Source organism: Streptomyces sp. NPDC028314 (genome assembly GCF_055565795.1).
This window is the reverse complement of sequence record NZ_JBVHTP010000008.1, coordinates 26,014-41,128: the sequence shown is the minus strand read 5'-3', so window position 1 is coordinate 41,128 and position 15,115 is coordinate 26,014. Positions and strand designations below refer to the sequence as shown.

13 protein-coding genes are annotated in these 15,115 nt (G+C 71.3%); 7 read left to right on the top strand and 6 right to left on the bottom strand.

The genetic code is table 11. The annotated features are described in order from the left end of the window. Positions 1-141 precede the first annotated feature (141 nt). Positions 142-1,482: a UDP-glucose dehydrogenase family protein gene (locus ACZ4TG_RS19285; protein WP_468164244.1), complete on the bottom strand. Its 1,341-nt coding sequence runs from the start codon at positions 1,480-1,482 to the stop codon at positions 142-144. Between the two features lie 229 nt (positions 1,483-1,711). On the opposite strand from ACZ4TG_RS19285, the gene ACZ4TG_RS19280 reads away from it, so the two are divergent. Then, entirely contained in the window at positions 1,712-2,869 is a 1,158-nt protein-coding gene (locus ACZ4TG_RS19280; protein ID WP_266839411.1) for an acyl-CoA dehydrogenase family protein, read from the top strand. 67 nt (positions 2,870-2,936) lie between these two features. On the opposite strand, the gene ACZ4TG_RS19275 is transcribed toward ACZ4TG_RS19280, so the two are convergent. Both ACZ4TG_RS19275 and ACZ4TG_RS19270 read right to left on the bottom strand, forming a co-directional pair. Then, complete coding sequence (locus ACZ4TG_RS19275) at positions 2,937-3,128, bottom strand: hypothetical protein (RefSeq protein ID WP_468164242.1); 192 nt, start codon at positions 3,126-3,128, stop codon at positions 2,937-2,939. Positions 3,129-3,136: 8 nt separating this feature from the next. Then, a complete protein-coding gene (locus ACZ4TG_RS19270) occupies positions 3,137-3,988 on the bottom strand; it encodes a helix-turn-helix domain-containing protein (RefSeq protein ID WP_468164240.1) in 852 nt (283 codons plus the stop codon). A 197-nt stretch (positions 3,989-4,185) separates the two neighbouring features. Between ACZ4TG_RS19270 and ACZ4TG_RS19265 the strand changes: the two genes are divergently transcribed. The 3 genes from ACZ4TG_RS19265 to ACZ4TG_RS19255 all read left to right on the top strand — a co-directional run bounded on the left by ACZ4TG_RS19265 (position 4,186) and on the right by ACZ4TG_RS19255 (position 6,988). After that, complete coding sequence (locus ACZ4TG_RS19265) at positions 4,186-4,662, top strand: ATP-binding protein (protein WP_468164238.1); 477 nt, start codon at positions 4,186-4,188, stop codon at positions 4,660-4,662. Between the two features lie 413 nt (positions 4,663-5,075). Further along, positions 5,076-6,158 carry a mannose-1-phosphate guanylyltransferase gene (gene manB / locus ACZ4TG_RS19260; protein ID WP_468164236.1) on the top strand — a complete coding sequence of 361 codons (1,083 nt, stop codon included), beginning with the start codon at positions 5,076-5,078 and terminating at the stop codon, positions 6,156-6,158. A gap of 113 nt (positions 6,159-6,271) precedes the next feature. Continuing rightward, complete coding sequence (locus ACZ4TG_RS19255) at positions 6,272-6,988, top strand: polyprenol monophosphomannose synthase (RefSeq protein WP_468164825.1); 717 nt, start codon at positions 6,272-6,274, stop codon at positions 6,986-6,988. 194 nt (positions 6,989-7,182) lie between these two features. On the opposite strand, the gene ACZ4TG_RS19250 is transcribed toward ACZ4TG_RS19255, so the two are convergent. Both ACZ4TG_RS19250 and ACZ4TG_RS19245 read right to left on the bottom strand, forming a co-directional pair. Next, positions 7,183-8,376, bottom strand: coding sequence for an acyltransferase family protein (locus ACZ4TG_RS19250; RefSeq protein ID WP_468164234.1), 1,194 nt, complete (start codon positions 8,374-8,376; stop codon positions 7,183-7,185). Positions 8,377-8,578: 202 nt separating this feature from the next. After that, positions 8,579-9,940: an LCP family protein gene (locus tag ACZ4TG_RS19245; RefSeq protein ID WP_468164232.1), complete on the bottom strand. Its 1,362-nt coding sequence runs from the start codon at positions 9,938-9,940 to the stop codon at positions 8,579-8,581. A 106-nt stretch (positions 9,941-10,046) separates the two neighbouring features. Here ACZ4TG_RS19245 and ACZ4TG_RS19240 point away from each other — a divergent pair, with 106 nt between their 5' ends. Further along, positions 10,047-10,595, top strand: coding sequence for an acyl-CoA thioesterase (locus tag ACZ4TG_RS19240; RefSeq protein WP_468164230.1), 549 nt, complete (start codon positions 10,047-10,049; stop codon positions 10,593-10,595). A gap of 133 nt (positions 10,596-10,728) precedes the next feature. Next, positions 10,729-12,243, top strand: a complete 1,515-nt coding sequence (locus ACZ4TG_RS19235; RefSeq protein WP_468164228.1) for a glycosyltransferase family 39 protein — start codon at positions 10,729-10,731, stop codon at positions 12,241-12,243. A gap of 18 nt (positions 12,244-12,261) precedes the next feature. Here ACZ4TG_RS19235 and ACZ4TG_RS19230 read toward each other — a convergent pair whose 3' ends face one another. Then, a complete protein-coding gene (locus tag ACZ4TG_RS19230) occupies positions 12,262-13,791 on the bottom strand; it encodes an LCP family protein (protein WP_468164226.1) in 1,530 nt (509 codons plus the stop codon). Positions 13,792-13,997: 206 nt separating this feature from the next. Between ACZ4TG_RS19230 and ACZ4TG_RS19225 the strand changes: the two genes are divergently transcribed. Next, the gene (locus tag ACZ4TG_RS19225; RefSeq protein ID WP_468164224.1) at positions 13,998-15,023 is read left to right on the top strand and encodes a glycosyltransferase family 2 protein; all 1,026 of its coding nucleotides are present in this window, start codon (positions 13,998-14,000) and stop codon (positions 15,021-15,023) included. The last annotated feature ends 92 nt before the right edge of the window (positions 15,024-15,115 follow it).

The following is a 15,115-nucleotide window of genomic DNA, read 5'->3' as shown; positions in this document are numbered from 1 at the left end:
GCGCGTACGCAAGCGCGCGCGGGCGGGCGCCAGTTGGCGTACGGCCCTCCACCCGCGGCGCTCACGCGCACCGGCTCACGCGCACCGGCTCACGCGCGGCGGGCACGCGCCCGCTCGCCCGCGGCGCTCACGCGCACCGGCTCACGCCCGCGGGCGGCCCATCGCGCGGTAGGTCCAGCCCGCGTCCCGCCAGCGGGCGGGGTCGAGCGCGTTGCGGCCGTCGAGGACCAGCCGGTCGGTGACGACCTCGCCGAGCGCGGCCGGGTCGAGGTCGCGGAACTCGCGCCACTCGGTGAGGTGGAGGACGACCTCCGCGCCCCGGGCGGCCGCGAGCGCGGAGTCCGCGTAGCCCAGGGTGGGGAAGACGCGGCGGGCGTTGTCCATGCCCTTGGGGTCGTAGACCGTGACCTGGCCGCCCTGGAGGTGGATCTGCCCGGCCACGTTCAGCGCGGGGGAGTCCCGCACGTCGTCGGAGTCCGGCTTGAAGGTGGCGCCGAGCACCGCGACCCGCTTGCCGAGGAAGGAGCCGCCCACCGCCTCCCGGGCCAGCTCGACCATGTGGCCGCGGCGGCGCATGTTGATGGAGTCGACCTCCCGCAGGAAGGTCAGGGCCTGGTCCGCGCCCAGTTCGCCCGCCCGGGCCATGAACGCCCGGATGTCCTTGGGCAGGCAGCCGCCGCCGAAGCCGATGCCCGCGCGCAGGAACTTCGCGCCGATCCGCTCGTCGTAGCCGATGGCCTCGGCCAGCTTGACCACGTCACCGCCCGCCGCCTCGCACACCTCGGCCATCGCGTTGATGAAGGAGATCTTCGTCGCGAGGAAGGAGTTCGCGGCGGTCTTGACCAGCTCGGCCGTCGGGAAGTCGGTGACCACCAGCGGGGTCCCCTCCGACATGGGGGTCTCGTACACCTCGCGCAGCAGCTTCTCGGCGCGCTCGCCCTGGACGCCGATGACGATCCGGTCCGGGTGCAGGGTGTCCTGGACGGCGAAGCCCTCCCGCAGGAACTCCGGGTTCCAGGCCAGCTCGACCTCCCCGCCCGCCGGGGCGAGCGCCGCGAGCTTCGCCGCGAGCCGCTCGGCCGAGCCGACCGGGACGGTGGACTTGCCCACGACCAGGGCCGGCCGGCTCAGGTGCGGGGCCAGGGATTCCATGGCGGAGTCGACGTAGGACATGTCGCACGCGTACTCGCCGTGCTTCTGCGGGGTGTTCACGCAGACGAAGTGGACGTCGCCGAAGGCGCCGACCTCCGCCCAGGAGGTCGTGAACCGCAGCCGCCCCGTGGAGCCCGGCAGCCCCGCGACGTGGGAGGCCAGCAGCTCTTCCAGGCCGGGTTCGTACATCGGGACGCGGCCCGCGGCCAGCATCTCGATCTTCTCCGGGACCACGTCCAGCCCGAGCACCTCGAAGCCCAGCTCCGCCATCGCCGCGGCGTGCGTCGCGCCGAGATAGCCGGTGCCGATCACGGTGATCTTGAGGGCCATGCGTGCTCCAGGGGTGGCGGGGCGTTTGCGGCCACCGAGCATAGCCCCGCGTCCGGGCGGGGACGCTCCCCGGGGAGTCCCGGCCCCCGGCAGGGCTGTCACGCAGCTCACGTACGCGTTACATATCGCTGCCGAGGCGCCGGACACTAAGATTTGGGTTACTTAACGGTAGTTAGCATCACGCATGCGTAATGCACGCATCACGCATCACCTTGGGGAGTGAGAGATCTTGGCGGGTTCTGCCGACTTCGACCTGTACCGCCCGGCCGAGGAGCACGACATGCTCCGCGAGTCGGTCCGCTCGCTCGCCGAGGCGAAGATCCTGCCGTTCGCCGCGGCGGTCGACGAGGAGTCCCGCTTCCCGCAGGAGGCCCTCGACGCCCTGGTCGCCAGCGACCTGCACGCCGTGCACGTGCCCGAGACCTACGGCGGCGCCGGCGCCGACGCGCTCGCCACCGTGATCGTGATCGAGGAAGTGGCCCGCGTCTGCGCCTCCTCCTCCCTCATCCCGGCCGTGAACAAGCTCGGCTCGCTCCCGGTGATCCTCTCCGGCTCCGAGGAGCTCAAGGCCAAGTACCTCGGCCCGCTGGCCAAGGGCGACGCGATGTTCTCGTACGCCCTCTCCGAGCCCGACGCCGGCTCCGACGCCGCCGGCATGAAGACCCGCGCCGTGCGCGACGGGGACTTCTGGGTGCTCAACGGCGTCAAGCGCTGGATCACCAACGCGGGCGTCTCCGAGTACTACACGGTCATGGCCGTGACCGACCCGGAGAAGCGCTCCAAGGGCATCAGCGCCTTCGTCGTGGAGAAGGGCGACGAGGGCGTCTCCTTCGGCGCCCCGGAGAAGAAGCTGGGCATCAAGGGCTCCCCGACGCGCGAGGTCTACCTCGACAACGTGCGGATCCCCGCCGACCGCATGATCGGCGCCGAGGGCACCGGATTCGCCACCGCGATGAAGACCCTGGACCACACCCGCATCACGATCGCCGCCCAGGCGCTCGGCATCGCGCAGGGCGCCCTGGACTACGCCAAGGGCTACGTCCAGGAGCGCAAGCAGTTCGGCAAGCCGATCGGCGACTTCCAGGGCGTGCAGTTCATGCTCGCGGACATGGCCATGAAGATCGAGGCCGCCCGCCAGCTGACGTACTCGGCCGCAGCCAAGTCGGAGCGCGTCGACAGCGACCTCACGTTCTTCGGCGCCGCGGCCAAGTGCTTCGCCTCCGACGTCGCCATGGAGGTCACCACCGACGCGGTCCAGCTGCTCGGCGGATACGGCTACACCCGGGACTACCCGGTGGAGCGCATGATGCGCGACGCCAAGATCACCCAGATCTACGAAGGCACGAACCAGGTCCAGCGCATCGTCATGGCCAGGAACCTGCCGTAACGGCTCGTGCCCCGCACCAACGCTGCGGCCCCCGGCGCCACGCCGGGGGCCGTCGTGCTGCTCGCACTCAGAGCAGGTGATCGGCCTTGCCGGCCTTGATGTCCCGGATCAGCTGGCGGAGGGCGTCACCGCTGTCGGTGAGGTACGTGGCCTCCTGACCGGCGACGGCGATGTAGCTGTTCCCGTCCGCGTCCGTGCCGAAGCGGTAGCAGTTGTTGCCCTCGCCGCAGAACGCGTCGTCCCACGAGATGTCGTGCATGGGGCTCCTTAGAGGTTGCCGGCGATCGCGTGGATGAACCCGCGGGACGCCTCTGGTGACAGCGCCGCCTTGGACATCCACTCCAAGTGGCTCCAATACTTGGCCAACTGGGCCTCAGCATGCATGAAAACCGGGCCGTGCGCGGTGTCGAGCTGAGCCGTGTCGAGGCGCCTGACCGGACCTTCGGCGTACAGGAGGGCGTGTCCGGCACCGGGGAAGATCCCCAGCTCGACCGGGAGCACTCGGAGCGTGATGTGCTCCCGCTCGCTCTGCTCGTTGAGGTGCTGGAGCTGGCGCTTGGTAGTTGCCCGGCCACCGAACTGCATGCGCAGCGCGGCCTCGTGTATGTAGCCGACGTACGGGGTCGGCTGGTCGCCCTGAAGCACCTGTTGCCGGGCGTTGCGCTGGGCGACCCGCAGCTCGACCTCAAGACGTGGCAGCTCCGGCAGCACCGCATCGAAGATGGAGCGCGCGTAATCCTCGGTCTGGAGCAGCCCGGGAACGTGCACGGTCTGGGCCGTGTGCAGCCGCGTCGCGTTCCACTCCAGTTCGGCGATGTCGAGAAGGCCGGCAGGCAGCTTTCCCCTGTACTCGTCCCACCATCCACGTGCGCGCGGCTGTGCCATCCCGACAAGGGCGTCGACGTACGCCTCGTCCGTGCAGGAGCAGCTGTCGGCCAGGGTCCGCAGTCGCTCGGGGCTGAGTGTGCGAACTCCCGCCTCGATGTTCGAGATCTTTCCCCGGTCCAGACCTAGCAGCCCCGCGGCGGCGTCGGCCGTCATCCCGGCTGTCATGCGAACGCGCCGCAGTTCGGCGCCCAGCCGCGCTTGTCGGTAGGTCGGTGTCGTCCTCGGTGGCATGAGCGAAGTCTGCCGCGAGCCACGCCGAAGGGCCACGGTGATGCAATTACCACCAATCATGTGGTTTAAGTATCACTCATGGGTCTACGGTGGGTAACGCAACGCTCACCCACGGGAGTTGAAGTGCACCGGTTCACCCTGCCCCCGGCGGAGCGACCCGGCAGGCCACGGCTCCTGCCCACCGCAAGGAGTCAGCGATGTCCCGAACCGTTACGACCTGCCGGGCGGAGCCCGTACCCACCCCGTACGCGCCGCCCTCCCCGTACGCCCTCAGCTACAGCCTCACCCTCCCCGGGGAGCCGTACAGCGCGGCCCTCGCGCGGAGGACCGTCGCGTCGGTGCTGGGAGCGCACCGCCTCGGCCCGCTCGTACCGGCCGCCGCCCAGGTGACCGGCGAACTCATGGCCGCCGGCTGGCACAGCAGCCCGGGGGATGACCTCTACCTTTCCGTCCGGTACCGGGACGACTCACTCCGCCTGATCGTCTACGACGCCCACGGCACGCACTCCCACCCCCGGCTCGCCGCGCTCTGCGAGGCCCGCCGCCGGGGGCACCTGCGGATCCTCGCCGCAGTCGTCCGCGACCGCGAGGGGGAGTGGGGCTTCGGTCCGGCCCGTGAGCCCGGCGGCGGCACCCGGACCTGGGCCACGCTGCCGTACCGCGCGGCCACGTAGAAAAGGGGAAAGCCCCGGCCTCGGACCGCGCATCGGCGTCCTCCGCACGCGCGTTTCGGGGTCGGCTCACTAACGATTCGGACTCGGCTGTCGGACATCTTGCGTGCGGCCCGGGGTCCTTGCCGGGAACGAAGTGTGGAGACCTCGTCGCCTTCGCCGCCCCGGGTGTTGCGGTGCGAGCGGCGGCGTCCGCCCTGCGCCGCCGGGAACCAGCAGGCCAGTTGCGCGGGTATGGCGGAGCGCACACGCCGCAGAGGGAACCAACCGCTCCGGCACACCGTCATGGCACGTAACCTGCCGTGAGCCCGACATCGAGCCGGAGGCGGCTCCACGCCCTTGCCTCCGGCCTTTGCACGCCCCCGGATGGGCTAAATTTGAACCTTCGTACGCCCGAACCGGTTGGGGAGAAAACAATGACGGAAGCGATCCTGCTGGTTGGCGGGCAGGGGACGCGTCTGCGCCCCGTGACGGTGAATACCCCCAAGCCGATGGTTCCGGCCGCGGGTGTCCCGTTCCTCGCCCACCAGATAGCCAGGGCCGCCGCCGCCGGTGTCACGCACATCGTGATGGCCACCTGCTACCTCGCCGAGGTCTTCGAGCCCTACTTCGGCGACGGATCCGACTTCGGCATCACCCTCGAATACGTCGTCGAGGACGAGCCCTTGGGCACCGGCGGTGCCATCCGCAACGCCGCCCAGCGCCTCACGGGCGGCCCTGACGCCCCCGTCCTGGTCTTCAACGGCGACATCCTCACCGGCCTCGACATCGCCGGTCTGGTCGAGTCCCACCAGGCGGCCGACGCCGACGTCTCCCTGCACCTGGTGCGGGTCGAAGACCCGCGCGCCTTCGGCCTGGTGCCCACCGACTCCGAGGGGCGGGTGCTGGCCTTCACCGAGAAGCCGCAGACCCCCGAAGAGATCATCACGGACCAGATCAACGCCGGTTGCTACGTCTTCCGCCGCAGCGTGATCGACTCCATTCCGGCCGGTCGCTCGGTTTCCGTCGAGCGCGAGACCTTCCCGGGTCTGCTCGCCTCCGGCGCCAAGCTGCACGGAGTCACCGAGGACACCTACTGGCTGGACCTCGGCAAGCCCGAGTCCTTCGTCCAGGCCTCCGCCGACCTCGTCCGCGGCGTCGTCGCCTCCCCGGCCGTCCCCGGCCCCCGCGGTGAGGCCCTGGTCCTCCCGGGTGCGCACGTGGCGGAGGGAGCGAAGGTTTCGGGCGGTACCGTTGTCGGGGCTGGTGCCCGCATCGAACCGGGCGCGGTCGTCCACGGCTCCATCCTGCTGGACGGCGCGATCATCGGTGCGGACACGCATGTGAGCGCCAGCCTGATCGGCGCCGGCGCCTCGGTCGGTACGCGCACGGTTCTCGACGGCGCGGTCATCGGGGACGGTGCCGTCGTAGGGGCTGACAATGAACTTCGCGCAGGGGCGCGGGTGTGGTGCGAGGCCGAACTGCCTTCCGCTTCCGTCCGCTTCTCCTCTGACCGGTGACCAACTTCAGTGAGGCACAACCTGTGATAGGCGAGCAGCAGACTCCCCGCGCGACCGACGTCGCATCCACGAAGCTTCCCGACACGTGGGCGCAGACGCCGCTCACCGTGGTCATGCCCACGTACAACGAAGCGGGCAACCTCCCGGGCATGGTCGAGCTGCTCATGGGCCTCGACCAGCCCGGCCTGCGGCTGCTGATCGTCGACGACTCGTCGCCCGACGGCACCGGCAAGATCGCCGACGAGCTGGCGGAGGGCTTCCTCACCGAGGACGGCAAGCCGCGCATGTCGGTCCTGCACCGCACCGCGAAGGACGGCCTCGGCCGTGCCTACGCGGCCGGTATGGCCAAGGCCGTCGAGGAGGGCGCCGAGTACGTGCTCCAGATGGACGCGGACGGCTCCCACCCGGCGGGCAAGATCGCCGAGATGCTGGGCGTGGCCCGCTCCACCGGCGCCGGTCTCGTCGTCGGCAGCCGCTACGTTCCCGGCGGCACCCTGTCCGACGCCTGGGGCGCGCACCGCAAGCTGCTGTCCCGCTGGGCGAACGCGTACGCGAGCACCATCCTGGGCACCCGCGTCCGCGACATCACGGGCGGCTTCAACCTGTGGAGCGCCGACGCACTGAAGGCGATCGACCTCGCGTCGATCGGCAGCGCCGGCTACAGCTTCCAGGTCGAGATGAAGTTCAAGGCCCTGCGCCGCAACTTCCAGGTGATGGAGGTCCCGATCCACTTCGAGGACCGCACCGTCGGCGAGTCCAAGATGAACCTCGCGGTTCAGCTGGAGTCCATCGCCATGCCGTGGAAGCTGCGGGCCCGCGCGGGCAAGTAGCGGGTACGGGTACACGAAAGGCGGGAGCACCCTTCGGGGGTGCTCCCGCCTTTCGCATGGGCCCGGTGCGCCCGCGGAGGCGGGGGCCAACGGGCCGTGCGGGCGGGGGGCCGTGGGGACCGTGCGGGCGGGGCCGCGGGGGACCGTGCGGAAACGGGGCCGCGGGACCTTGCGGGCGGCGGCCCGAGGGCCCGTCAGGGCCGGGCGGGGCGGGTTTCCAGGAATCGCTTCAGGCGGGAGGCCGCGGGGCGTTCCACGAAGCGCTGGATCAGCCAGGACGCCAGCAGCATCGCGCCGGTCATCGCGAGGACCAGCGGCCAGGGGCCCAGGTCGTCGGTCAGCCGCGGCAGCAGGGCGATGCCGATCTGCTGGTGCAGCAGGTAGAGCGGGTACGACATGGCCCCGGCGGTCGACAGCCAGCGCCAGTTGACCCGGTCCAGCCAGCCCAGCGCGACGGCGGCCATGAGCCCGTAGCAGCCGGTCACCACGGCGAGGCAGACGCTCCAGGACAGGTGGTCGCCGGGCACCGTGTTCCAGCCGACGATGTCGACGAGGTAGCGCTGCATCAGCAGCCAGGAGAACGCCAGCAGCACCCACGGCTCGCCCACGCGCGGCCCCACCCGGCGGATCAGGTAGAAGCAGATGCCGGAGATGAACAGCGGCGCGTACACGGAGTTCGCGACGTTCTCCAGCAGCGGCAGGCCCGAGGTGGGGGCGAACAGCGCGGCGACCGTCCAGATCCAGCAGAAGTTCAGCACCCGGCGGTACGTCAGGCCCATCCAGGCGACGATCGCGAAGATCAGGTAGAAGCGCGCCTCGGACCACAGGGTCCAGTACGACGGGTCCAGCGAGTTGTTGTTGAGCGGGGTCTGCACCATCGTCAGGTTGGTGAAGATCTGGCTCAGGCTCGGCGCGGTGGTGTCGAAGGCCCTCGCCAGCGCCACCAGCACCGCTCCGGTGGCCAGCACGCAGAACCAGTACGCCGGCCCGAGGCGGATCACCCGGCTGCGCAGATAGCTGCCGAGCGGCCGGCCCCAGGCCGACATGCAGATGACGAAGCCGCTGATCATGAAGAAGAGTTCGACACCGAGCCAGCCGTAGCGGCCCGCGGTGCCCAGGAAGCCGAACTCCGCCGAGGCGTCACCGCCCCAGAACGCGTCGCGCATGTAGTGGTGGCAGAGCACCATCACCGCGGCGACGATGCGCAGGCCGTCGAGCACCCGCAGGCGCGGGGGCTTGGGGCCCGGCGGGACGGCCGGTGCCTGGTCCGGGAGCTGACCGGGTGTCTGGCCCGTGTGCTGCTGCCCGGGCAGCGCCGCCAGGGGAGTCGAGCGGTCGCCGTCCAGCCGTCGGTCGCCGAGGACAGGCGGGAACGGGGGCAAAGACATTGACGCTCCAGATCAGGCGGGCATCGGGGCGGTGGACACCGCGGGGTCGACGGCCGCGCCGGCAGGGCGGCCGTTCCGGGTTCCCCGACGCATGAAGGCAGCCCAGTCTTACGAGAAATTCATCTGCCTGTCCATGGACTGTCCGAGGTGGTGCTTCATCTCACGTCGACACGCCGTGAATAATTCCGACAATCCACTTGCCCTACTGCCCCCGGACCGTTACCTTCTCATCCTTTTGGATCTCCTTCACCAACTGCTGCACCTTCGCCTTGTCCCAGACGAGGTTGCCGCCCCGCTGGCCGGAGATCGGCATGTTCATCGACACGCCCTCACCACCGCTGATGCCCTTCATCGCGAAGAACATCTGCCCCATGTCCCACAGGGACATCTCCTGATCCACGATCAGCGTGTCCAGACCCGCCCCCAGCACCGGGTACAGCTGGAACGGGTTGAGGATCGTCGACGGGGTCGCCGCCTGACCGGCCAGGGCCGAGAGGAACTTCTGCTGGTTCTTGGTGCGCTGCAGGTCCGACTCGGCGAAGGCGTAGCGGGTGCGTACGTACGCCAGGGACTGCTCGCCGTTCAGCGTCTGCGTCCCCTCCTTGAAGTCGGCCCCGGACTTCTCGTCCTTGAAGCCCTTCTCGATGTTCAGCTCCACCCCGCCCAGCGCGTCCACGATGTTCGCGAAGCCGGCGAAGCCGATCTCCGCGTAGTGGTCGATGCGCAAGCCGGTGTTGTACTCCACCGTGCGCACCAGCAGTTCCGGCCCGTCCTCCGCGTACGCCGCGTTGAGCTTGACCCGGCGGCCCTGGGCGGGGAACTTCTTCCCCGACTGCGAGCCGACGAAGGCCGGGATCTCCACGTCGGAGTCGCGCGGCAGCGAGATCATGGTGTTCCCGCTGGAGCAGTTCGCCAGGATCATCATGGAGTCGGTCCGCTTGCCCTCGGCCGAGCCCGTGTGGAGCTTCTTCTTCTCCTCGTCGGACATGCCCTCGCGGCTGTCGGAGCCGACGATGAGGTACGTCGTGCAGTCGCCCTCCTTCGGGCGCTCGATGACCTTCGACAGGTCGACCTCGCGGCGCACGTTGGAGTCGGCCCAGAAGTAGGTGCCGATCCCCGTCACCAGCAGCGCGGAGACCAGCACGATCGCGCCGATCTTGATCTGCCGGGCGCGGTTCGGCGCCGGGCCGGGGGAGCGGGGCGGGCGGCCGGGGCCGGCCGGGGGCCGGCGGCTGCCGCCGCCGGGGCCGCCGGATCCGCCCGCGGGCGTGCCGTAGACCTGGCCGGTGTTGTAGCCGCTGTCGTAGCCCTGCGCGTCCGGGGCCTGCGCCTGCGGGGGCACTCCGTACGCGGGGTTCTGGGCCGGCGGCCGGCCGGGAGGCGGGGGCGTGCCGGGCCGCCGGGCCGCCGGCGGGACCGGCGCCTGGGCGGGCTGCTGCCGCTGGATGTGCCGCATCCGCTGCGGGCCCTCCGGCTGCGCCTGAGCGCTTCCGCGTCCGTACCCGTCGTCGCGGCGGCCGCGCTCGTCGCGGTCGCCGGTCCACCCGTCTGGCCAGTCATTCATGCGGACAAGGATGCCTTCCCCGGCGTGTCGCCCGACAGCCCGGCGGGAACTTCGTTCCGCGGCTGTTGCAGAGCTGATGCTTCCGGTACCGCTTTAAGGTGTCCGTATGACAGACACAGCGGGCGATACGGCGGGCGAACTGCCGGGGAAGCCGACCTCGGCCTCCCGGACGACCCTCAGCCACATCATGACCGCGAACGACACCAACCTCCTCGGCACCGTCCACGGCGGCGTGATCATGAAGCTGGTCGACGACGCGGCCGGCGCCGTGGCCGGACGGCACTCGGGCGGCCCCGCCGTGACGGCCTCCATGGACGAGATGGCCTTCCTCGCCCCGGTCCGCGTCGGTGACCTGGTTCACGTGCGGGCCCAGTGCAACTGGACCGGCCGCTCCTCGATGGAGATCGGCGTACGGGTCCTCGCGGAGCGGTGGAACGAATCGACCCCCGCCACCCAGGTCGGCAGCGCCTACCTCGTCTTCGCGGCGGTCGACGCCGAGGGCAAGCCCCGCGCCGTCCCGCCGGTCATCGCGGAGACGGAGCAGGACGAACGCCGCTACCAGGAGGCCCAGATCCGGCGCACCCACCGGCTCGCCCGCCGCCAGGCGATCACGGAGCTGCGCGAGCGCCGCTCCGCCGAGGGCCTCGACGACTGACGGCGCCGACCACCCGGGTACGGCGCCGACCACCCGGGTACGGGGCCGCCGTAGAATCGGCAGCTGACGTCCGGCTCCGCCCAAGGTGACCAGCGGCGTTCCCGAGACCGGCTCTGCTGCGGAGAACCCCAACATGCCGACTGTCACCCAGCCCTCCCCCGCCCCCGCGGGGGCGCCCGAGGGCGAGCGCCGCCCGGCGGTTCGCCGGACGCCCGGGCCCGACTGGCTGTGGGCGTCCCTGCTGACCCTGGCCCTCGGGATCTTCGGCAGCGGCACCGCCCAGCCCTGGCGCGACGAGCTCGCCAGCTGGAACGCCGCCACCCGCGGCACCGGCGACCTGCTCGCCATGCTGGGCAACGTGGACGCCGTCTCGGGCCTGTACTACCTGCTGCTGCACGGCTGGGTGTCCGTCTTCGGGGACTCCCTGGTGATGCTCCGGATGCCCTCGGCCCTGGCCATGGCGGGCGCCGCCGCCTTCGTGGTGCTGACCGCCCGCACGCTCTTCGACCGCCGCACCGCCGTCTTCGCCGGGCTGCTGTTCGCGCTGCTGCCGGCCGTGTCCAAGTTCGGCCAGGAGGCCCGCTCGTACGCCTTCGTCGTGCTCGCGGTGAGCGCCGCGACCTGGCTGCTGCTGCGCGCGCTGGAGCGGCCGGTGCCGCGGCGCTGGGCTCCGTACGCCCTGACGGTCGCGCTGGCCGGGCTGTTCCACATGGTGTCGCTGCTGTTCCTGCTGCCGCACGCGCTGATCGTGCTCCTGCGCTGGCGGCGCGACCGGCGGGGGCGGACCCTGGTCGCCTACGCGGTGACGGCCGCCGCCGGACTGCTGCCGGTGATACCGCTGGTGCTGCTGGGCCGACGGCAGGTCGGCCGGCAGATCAGCTGGCTCAAGGCCCCGCGCCTGCGGGACGTCTCCGCCGTCTGGGACAACCTCTTCGGCTCCCCGCTGCTCGCCCTCGGCATCGCGGCGGTGGCGCTGCTGCCGCTGGCCTGGAACCGGGGCCGGCGGCCCGCCGTTGAGCTCCTGCTGTGCGGGGCCGCGCCCATCGCGGCCGGGTACGTCGTCTCGCAGGGCAGCAGCTCGTACTTCATCGACCGCTACCTCCTGTTCACCGTGCCCGCCTGGGTGGTGCTGGCCGCCGCCGGGCTGGCCGCGCTGAAGCCGCGCGCGGCCGGGGTGGCCGGGCTGGCGGGGCTGATCCTGCTCGGGCTCCCGGACCAGCGCCAGCTGCGTACCGAGTTCGCCAAGGAGCAGACCGACGGCCGGGACGTGGCGCGGATCATCGCCGAGGACTACCGGCCCGGGGACGGGTTCGCGCCGCTGCGGGGCAAGAAGGACCGGGTGTACATGCTCGACTACGAGGTCGGCTACGAGCTGCCCGACCGGGTCGAGCTGCGGGACGTCTTCGCCCAGCGCTCCGCGGTGGACGACGACGACCTGTTCCCGGTGGAGTGCGCGCGGCCCGTGGAGTGCCTCGGCACCACCCAGCGGATCTGGGTGGTCACCTGGGAGGACCACAGCGCCGCCAAGGACCCGTACCACAAGTTCCCGAAGGCCCAGGCCGAGGCGCTGCGGAGCCACTTCAAGGTGGTCCGCAACGAGAAGGTGACCGGCGGCCTCCAGGTCTCCCTGGTGGAGCGGACGAAGTAGTCCCGGCTCCGGGCGGCCCTACCGCTCCGGCCGGCCCTGCCTGCCGCAGACCACCTGGTCGCCGGTGACCACGCCGTACTCGCCCTGGTAGGGGTCCTCCGCCCGGACCGGCACCACCTTCGTGTAGTCCGCGCCCGCCGTCACCAGCACCGTCCGGCCCTGGCCGGCCACCGCGCGCAGCTCGCTCCCGGGCAGCGCCGTGGACACCGTGCGGGCCGAGCGGTCCCAGCGGGGGTCGTACGCGATCACCGTGCGCTTGACCTTCTGGCTGGCCGCGTTCCCCGGGGCCCGGGTGGTGTCGAAGCCGGTGGCGCGCAGGGCCTCGTCCACCCGCCCGCCGAGCCCGTCGATCCGCGTCCCGTTCTCCACCTGGACCCGGATCTGCGCCGGGGGCACGTCCACCGGGACCGCCTCGGGCCGCCCGGACTGCGCGGGCCGGGCGCTGCGTGCCGGCTGGGCGGGGGCGAGCGGGCGGTCGTTCCGGAGCGACTCGAAGAGCTTGGCCGCCTTCGGCTCGTCCCACTTGACCGTCGAGCCGATGCCCTTGACCGGGAACGAGGGATTGCCGACCGGCACCGAGGCGAACTCCGAGGACGAGGGGGCGAAGTCCCGCATCGCCTGCCCCAGGGCGAGCATCTGCTCCGAGCCGAAGCCCCGGTCGGCCCGGACCGAGCCCAGCAGCGTCGAGCTGACCTCCTTGAACTTCACCGGGTTCAGCAGCACCCCGCCACCGGTGGCCTGCTTGATCAGCGCGGCGACGAACCGCTGCTGGCGCTGCATCCGGCCCAGGTCGGAGGCCCCGTCGACATGGCGCGAGCGCACGTACTGAAGGGCCTGCCCGCCGGTCAGCCGGTGGCTGCCGGGCAGCAGGTCCAGGCCGGTGTTGGCGTCCCGCATGGTCTTGGCGGTGCAGATGTCGACGCCGCCCACGGCGTCGACGGTCCTCATGAAGCTGGTGAAGTCGACCTCCAGGTAGTGGTCGATCTTCACGCGGGTCATGTTCTCGACGGTGCGGACGGTCAGGTTCGGCCCGCCCTCCGCGTAGGCCGCGTTGAGCTTCACGGCGTGCGCCTTGTGCGGCTTGCCGGTGGTCAGGTCCTGGTGGGCGGGGATCTCGGCGTAGCTGTCCCTCGGGAGGCTGACCACGCTGGCCCGCTCCCGGTCGGCGGACAGGTGCACCAGCATGATCGTGTCGGTGCAGTGGCAGGGCGCCCCGCCCAGCCGGTACTCCCGCTTCTCCTCCGGGGTGATCTTCTCCCGGCCGTCGGTGCCGACCAGCAGGAAGTTCACCCCGTGCCCGGCCTGCGGGCGGTTCTTCATGTCCTTGAACGGATCCACCCGTTCGATCCCGGTGTCCAGCCCGGTCATCACGGCGTGCCCGACCGCCCCGGAGCCCAGCACCACCACCGACACCCCGGCCGCGAGCCGTACGCCCCACCGGGGCTTGTCCACCCGCCTGCGCGCCGGACCGCCGCGGCCGCCGCGCGGTGCGCGCTGCGGCTGCTGCCGTGGCCGGGCGGGACGGGTGGGACGGTGCGGCTGGGGCACGGGGGACACCTCCGCGGGGGCAGCAGGGGACGAGCAAGGCCTGGATGGTGCGGTTCTTCTGGCTCTGTACCGGTTGCGATGGATTTGGCAGATCGTCAGAACAGTAGATCCATACGATCAGCATCTGTCCGTACCGCTCGTCCGCCGCGCACCCGTTTCCCCCGTACGCGGTAACGTGACACCGATACCCGACCTTGAAGGACCACATGCCCGCGCAGCAGCCAGCAGTCTCGGTGATCATGCCGGTGCTCAACGAGGAGCGCCATCTGCGTGACTCCGTCCGGCACATCCTCGGACAGGAGTACGCAGGCGAGATGGAGGTGGTGATCGCACTCGGGCCGTCCACGGACCGCACCGACGAGATCGCCGCCGAGCTCGTACGCGAAGACCCTCGCGTCCACACCGTCCCGAACCCCACCGGCCGCACCCCCGCCGCCCTCAACGCCGCCATCAAGGCCTCGCGTCACCCGATCGTGGTACGCGTCGACGGCCACGGCATGCTCTCCCCGAACTACATCGCCACCGCCGTCCGCCTCCTGGAGGAGACCGGCGCGCAGAACGTCGGCGGCATCATGCACGCCGAGGGCGAGAACGCCTGGGAAGAGGCCGTCGCCGCCGCGATGACCTCGAAGATCGGCGTCGGGAACGCGGCCTTCCACACCGGCGGCGAGGCCGGGCCGGCCGAGACCGTCTACCTCGGCGTCTTCCGCCGCGAGGCGCTGGAGCAGCAGGGCGGGTACAACGAGGAGTTCATCCGCGCCCAGGACTGGGAGCTGAACTTCCGCATCCGCGAGGCCGGCGGGCTCATCTGGTTCTCGCCCGAGCTGAAGGTCCAGTACCGCCCGCGGCCCTCCGTACGGGCACTCGCCAAGCAGTACAAGGACTACGGGCGCTGGCGCCACGTGGTCGCCCGCTACCACTCGGGCTCCATCAACCTGCGCTACCTGGCCCCGCCCACCGCCGTCTGCGCGATCGCGGCCGGCGTGGTCCTCGGCGCGGCCGTCACCCCGTGGGCCCTCGTGGTCCCGGCGGGCTACCTCGCGGCGATCACCGCGGGCTCGGTCCCGGCCGGCAAGGGGCTCTCGCTCAAGGCCCGCGCGCAGATCCCCGTCGCCCTCGCCACCATGCACATGTGCTGGGGCTTCGGCTTCCTGACCAGCCCGCGGGCGCTCGCGGACAAGGTCATCGCGAGCCGCCGCCCCGCAGTGCGCCGGGACGCCTCGGAGGTCTGAGCCGCGTACGAAGAAGGGGGTGACCCGGTTCCTGGCGGACCGGATCACCCCCTTTCACGTGCGCGCGACCGCGGGGAGCCCCGCGGTCGCTC

What these genes read in the sequence shown, in the direction of transcription:
- ACZ4TG_RS19225 (WP_468164224.1), top strand. Translation starts at nt 13,998, where the DNA reads ATGCCCGCGCAGCAGCCAGCAGTCTCGGTGATCATGCCGGTGCTCAAC.
- ACZ4TG_RS19240 (WP_468164230.1), top strand. Translation starts at nt 10,047, where the DNA reads ATGACAGACACAGCGGGCGATACGGCGGGCGAACTGCCGGGGAAGCCG.
- ACZ4TG_RS19250 (WP_468164234.1), bottom strand. Translation starts at nt 8,376, where the DNA reads ATGTCTTTGCCCCCGTTCCCGCCTGTCCTCGGCGACCGACGGCTGGAC.
- manB (WP_468164236.1), top strand. Translation starts at nt 5,076, where the DNA reads ATGACGGAAGCGATCCTGCTGGTTGGCGGGCAGGGGACGCGTCTGCGC.
- ACZ4TG_RS19255 (WP_468164825.1), top strand. Translation starts at nt 6,272, where the DNA reads ATGCCCACGTACAACGAAGCGGGCAACCTCCCGGGCATGGTCGAGCTG.
- ACZ4TG_RS19265 (WP_468164238.1), top strand. Translation starts at nt 4,186, where the DNA reads ATGTCCCGAACCGTTACGACCTGCCGGGCGGAGCCCGTACCCACCCCG.
- ACZ4TG_RS19235 (WP_468164228.1), top strand. Translation starts at nt 10,729, where the DNA reads ATGCCGACTGTCACCCAGCCCTCCCCCGCCCCCGCGGGGGCGCCCGAG.
- ACZ4TG_RS19270 (WP_468164240.1), bottom strand. Translation starts at nt 3,988, where the DNA reads ATGCCACCGAGGACGACACCGACCTACCGACAAGCGCGGCTGGGCGCC.
- ACZ4TG_RS19285 (WP_468164244.1), bottom strand. Translation starts at nt 1,482, where the DNA reads ATGGCCCTCAAGATCACCGTGATCGGCACCGGCTATCTCGGCGCGACG.
- ACZ4TG_RS19245 (WP_468164232.1), bottom strand. Translation starts at nt 9,940, where the DNA reads ATGAATGACTGGCCAGACGGGTGGACCGGCGACCGCGACGAGCGCGGC.
- ACZ4TG_RS19275 (WP_468164242.1), bottom strand. Translation starts at nt 3,128, where the DNA reads ATGCACGACATCTCGTGGGACGACGCGTTCTGCGGCGAGGGCAACAAC.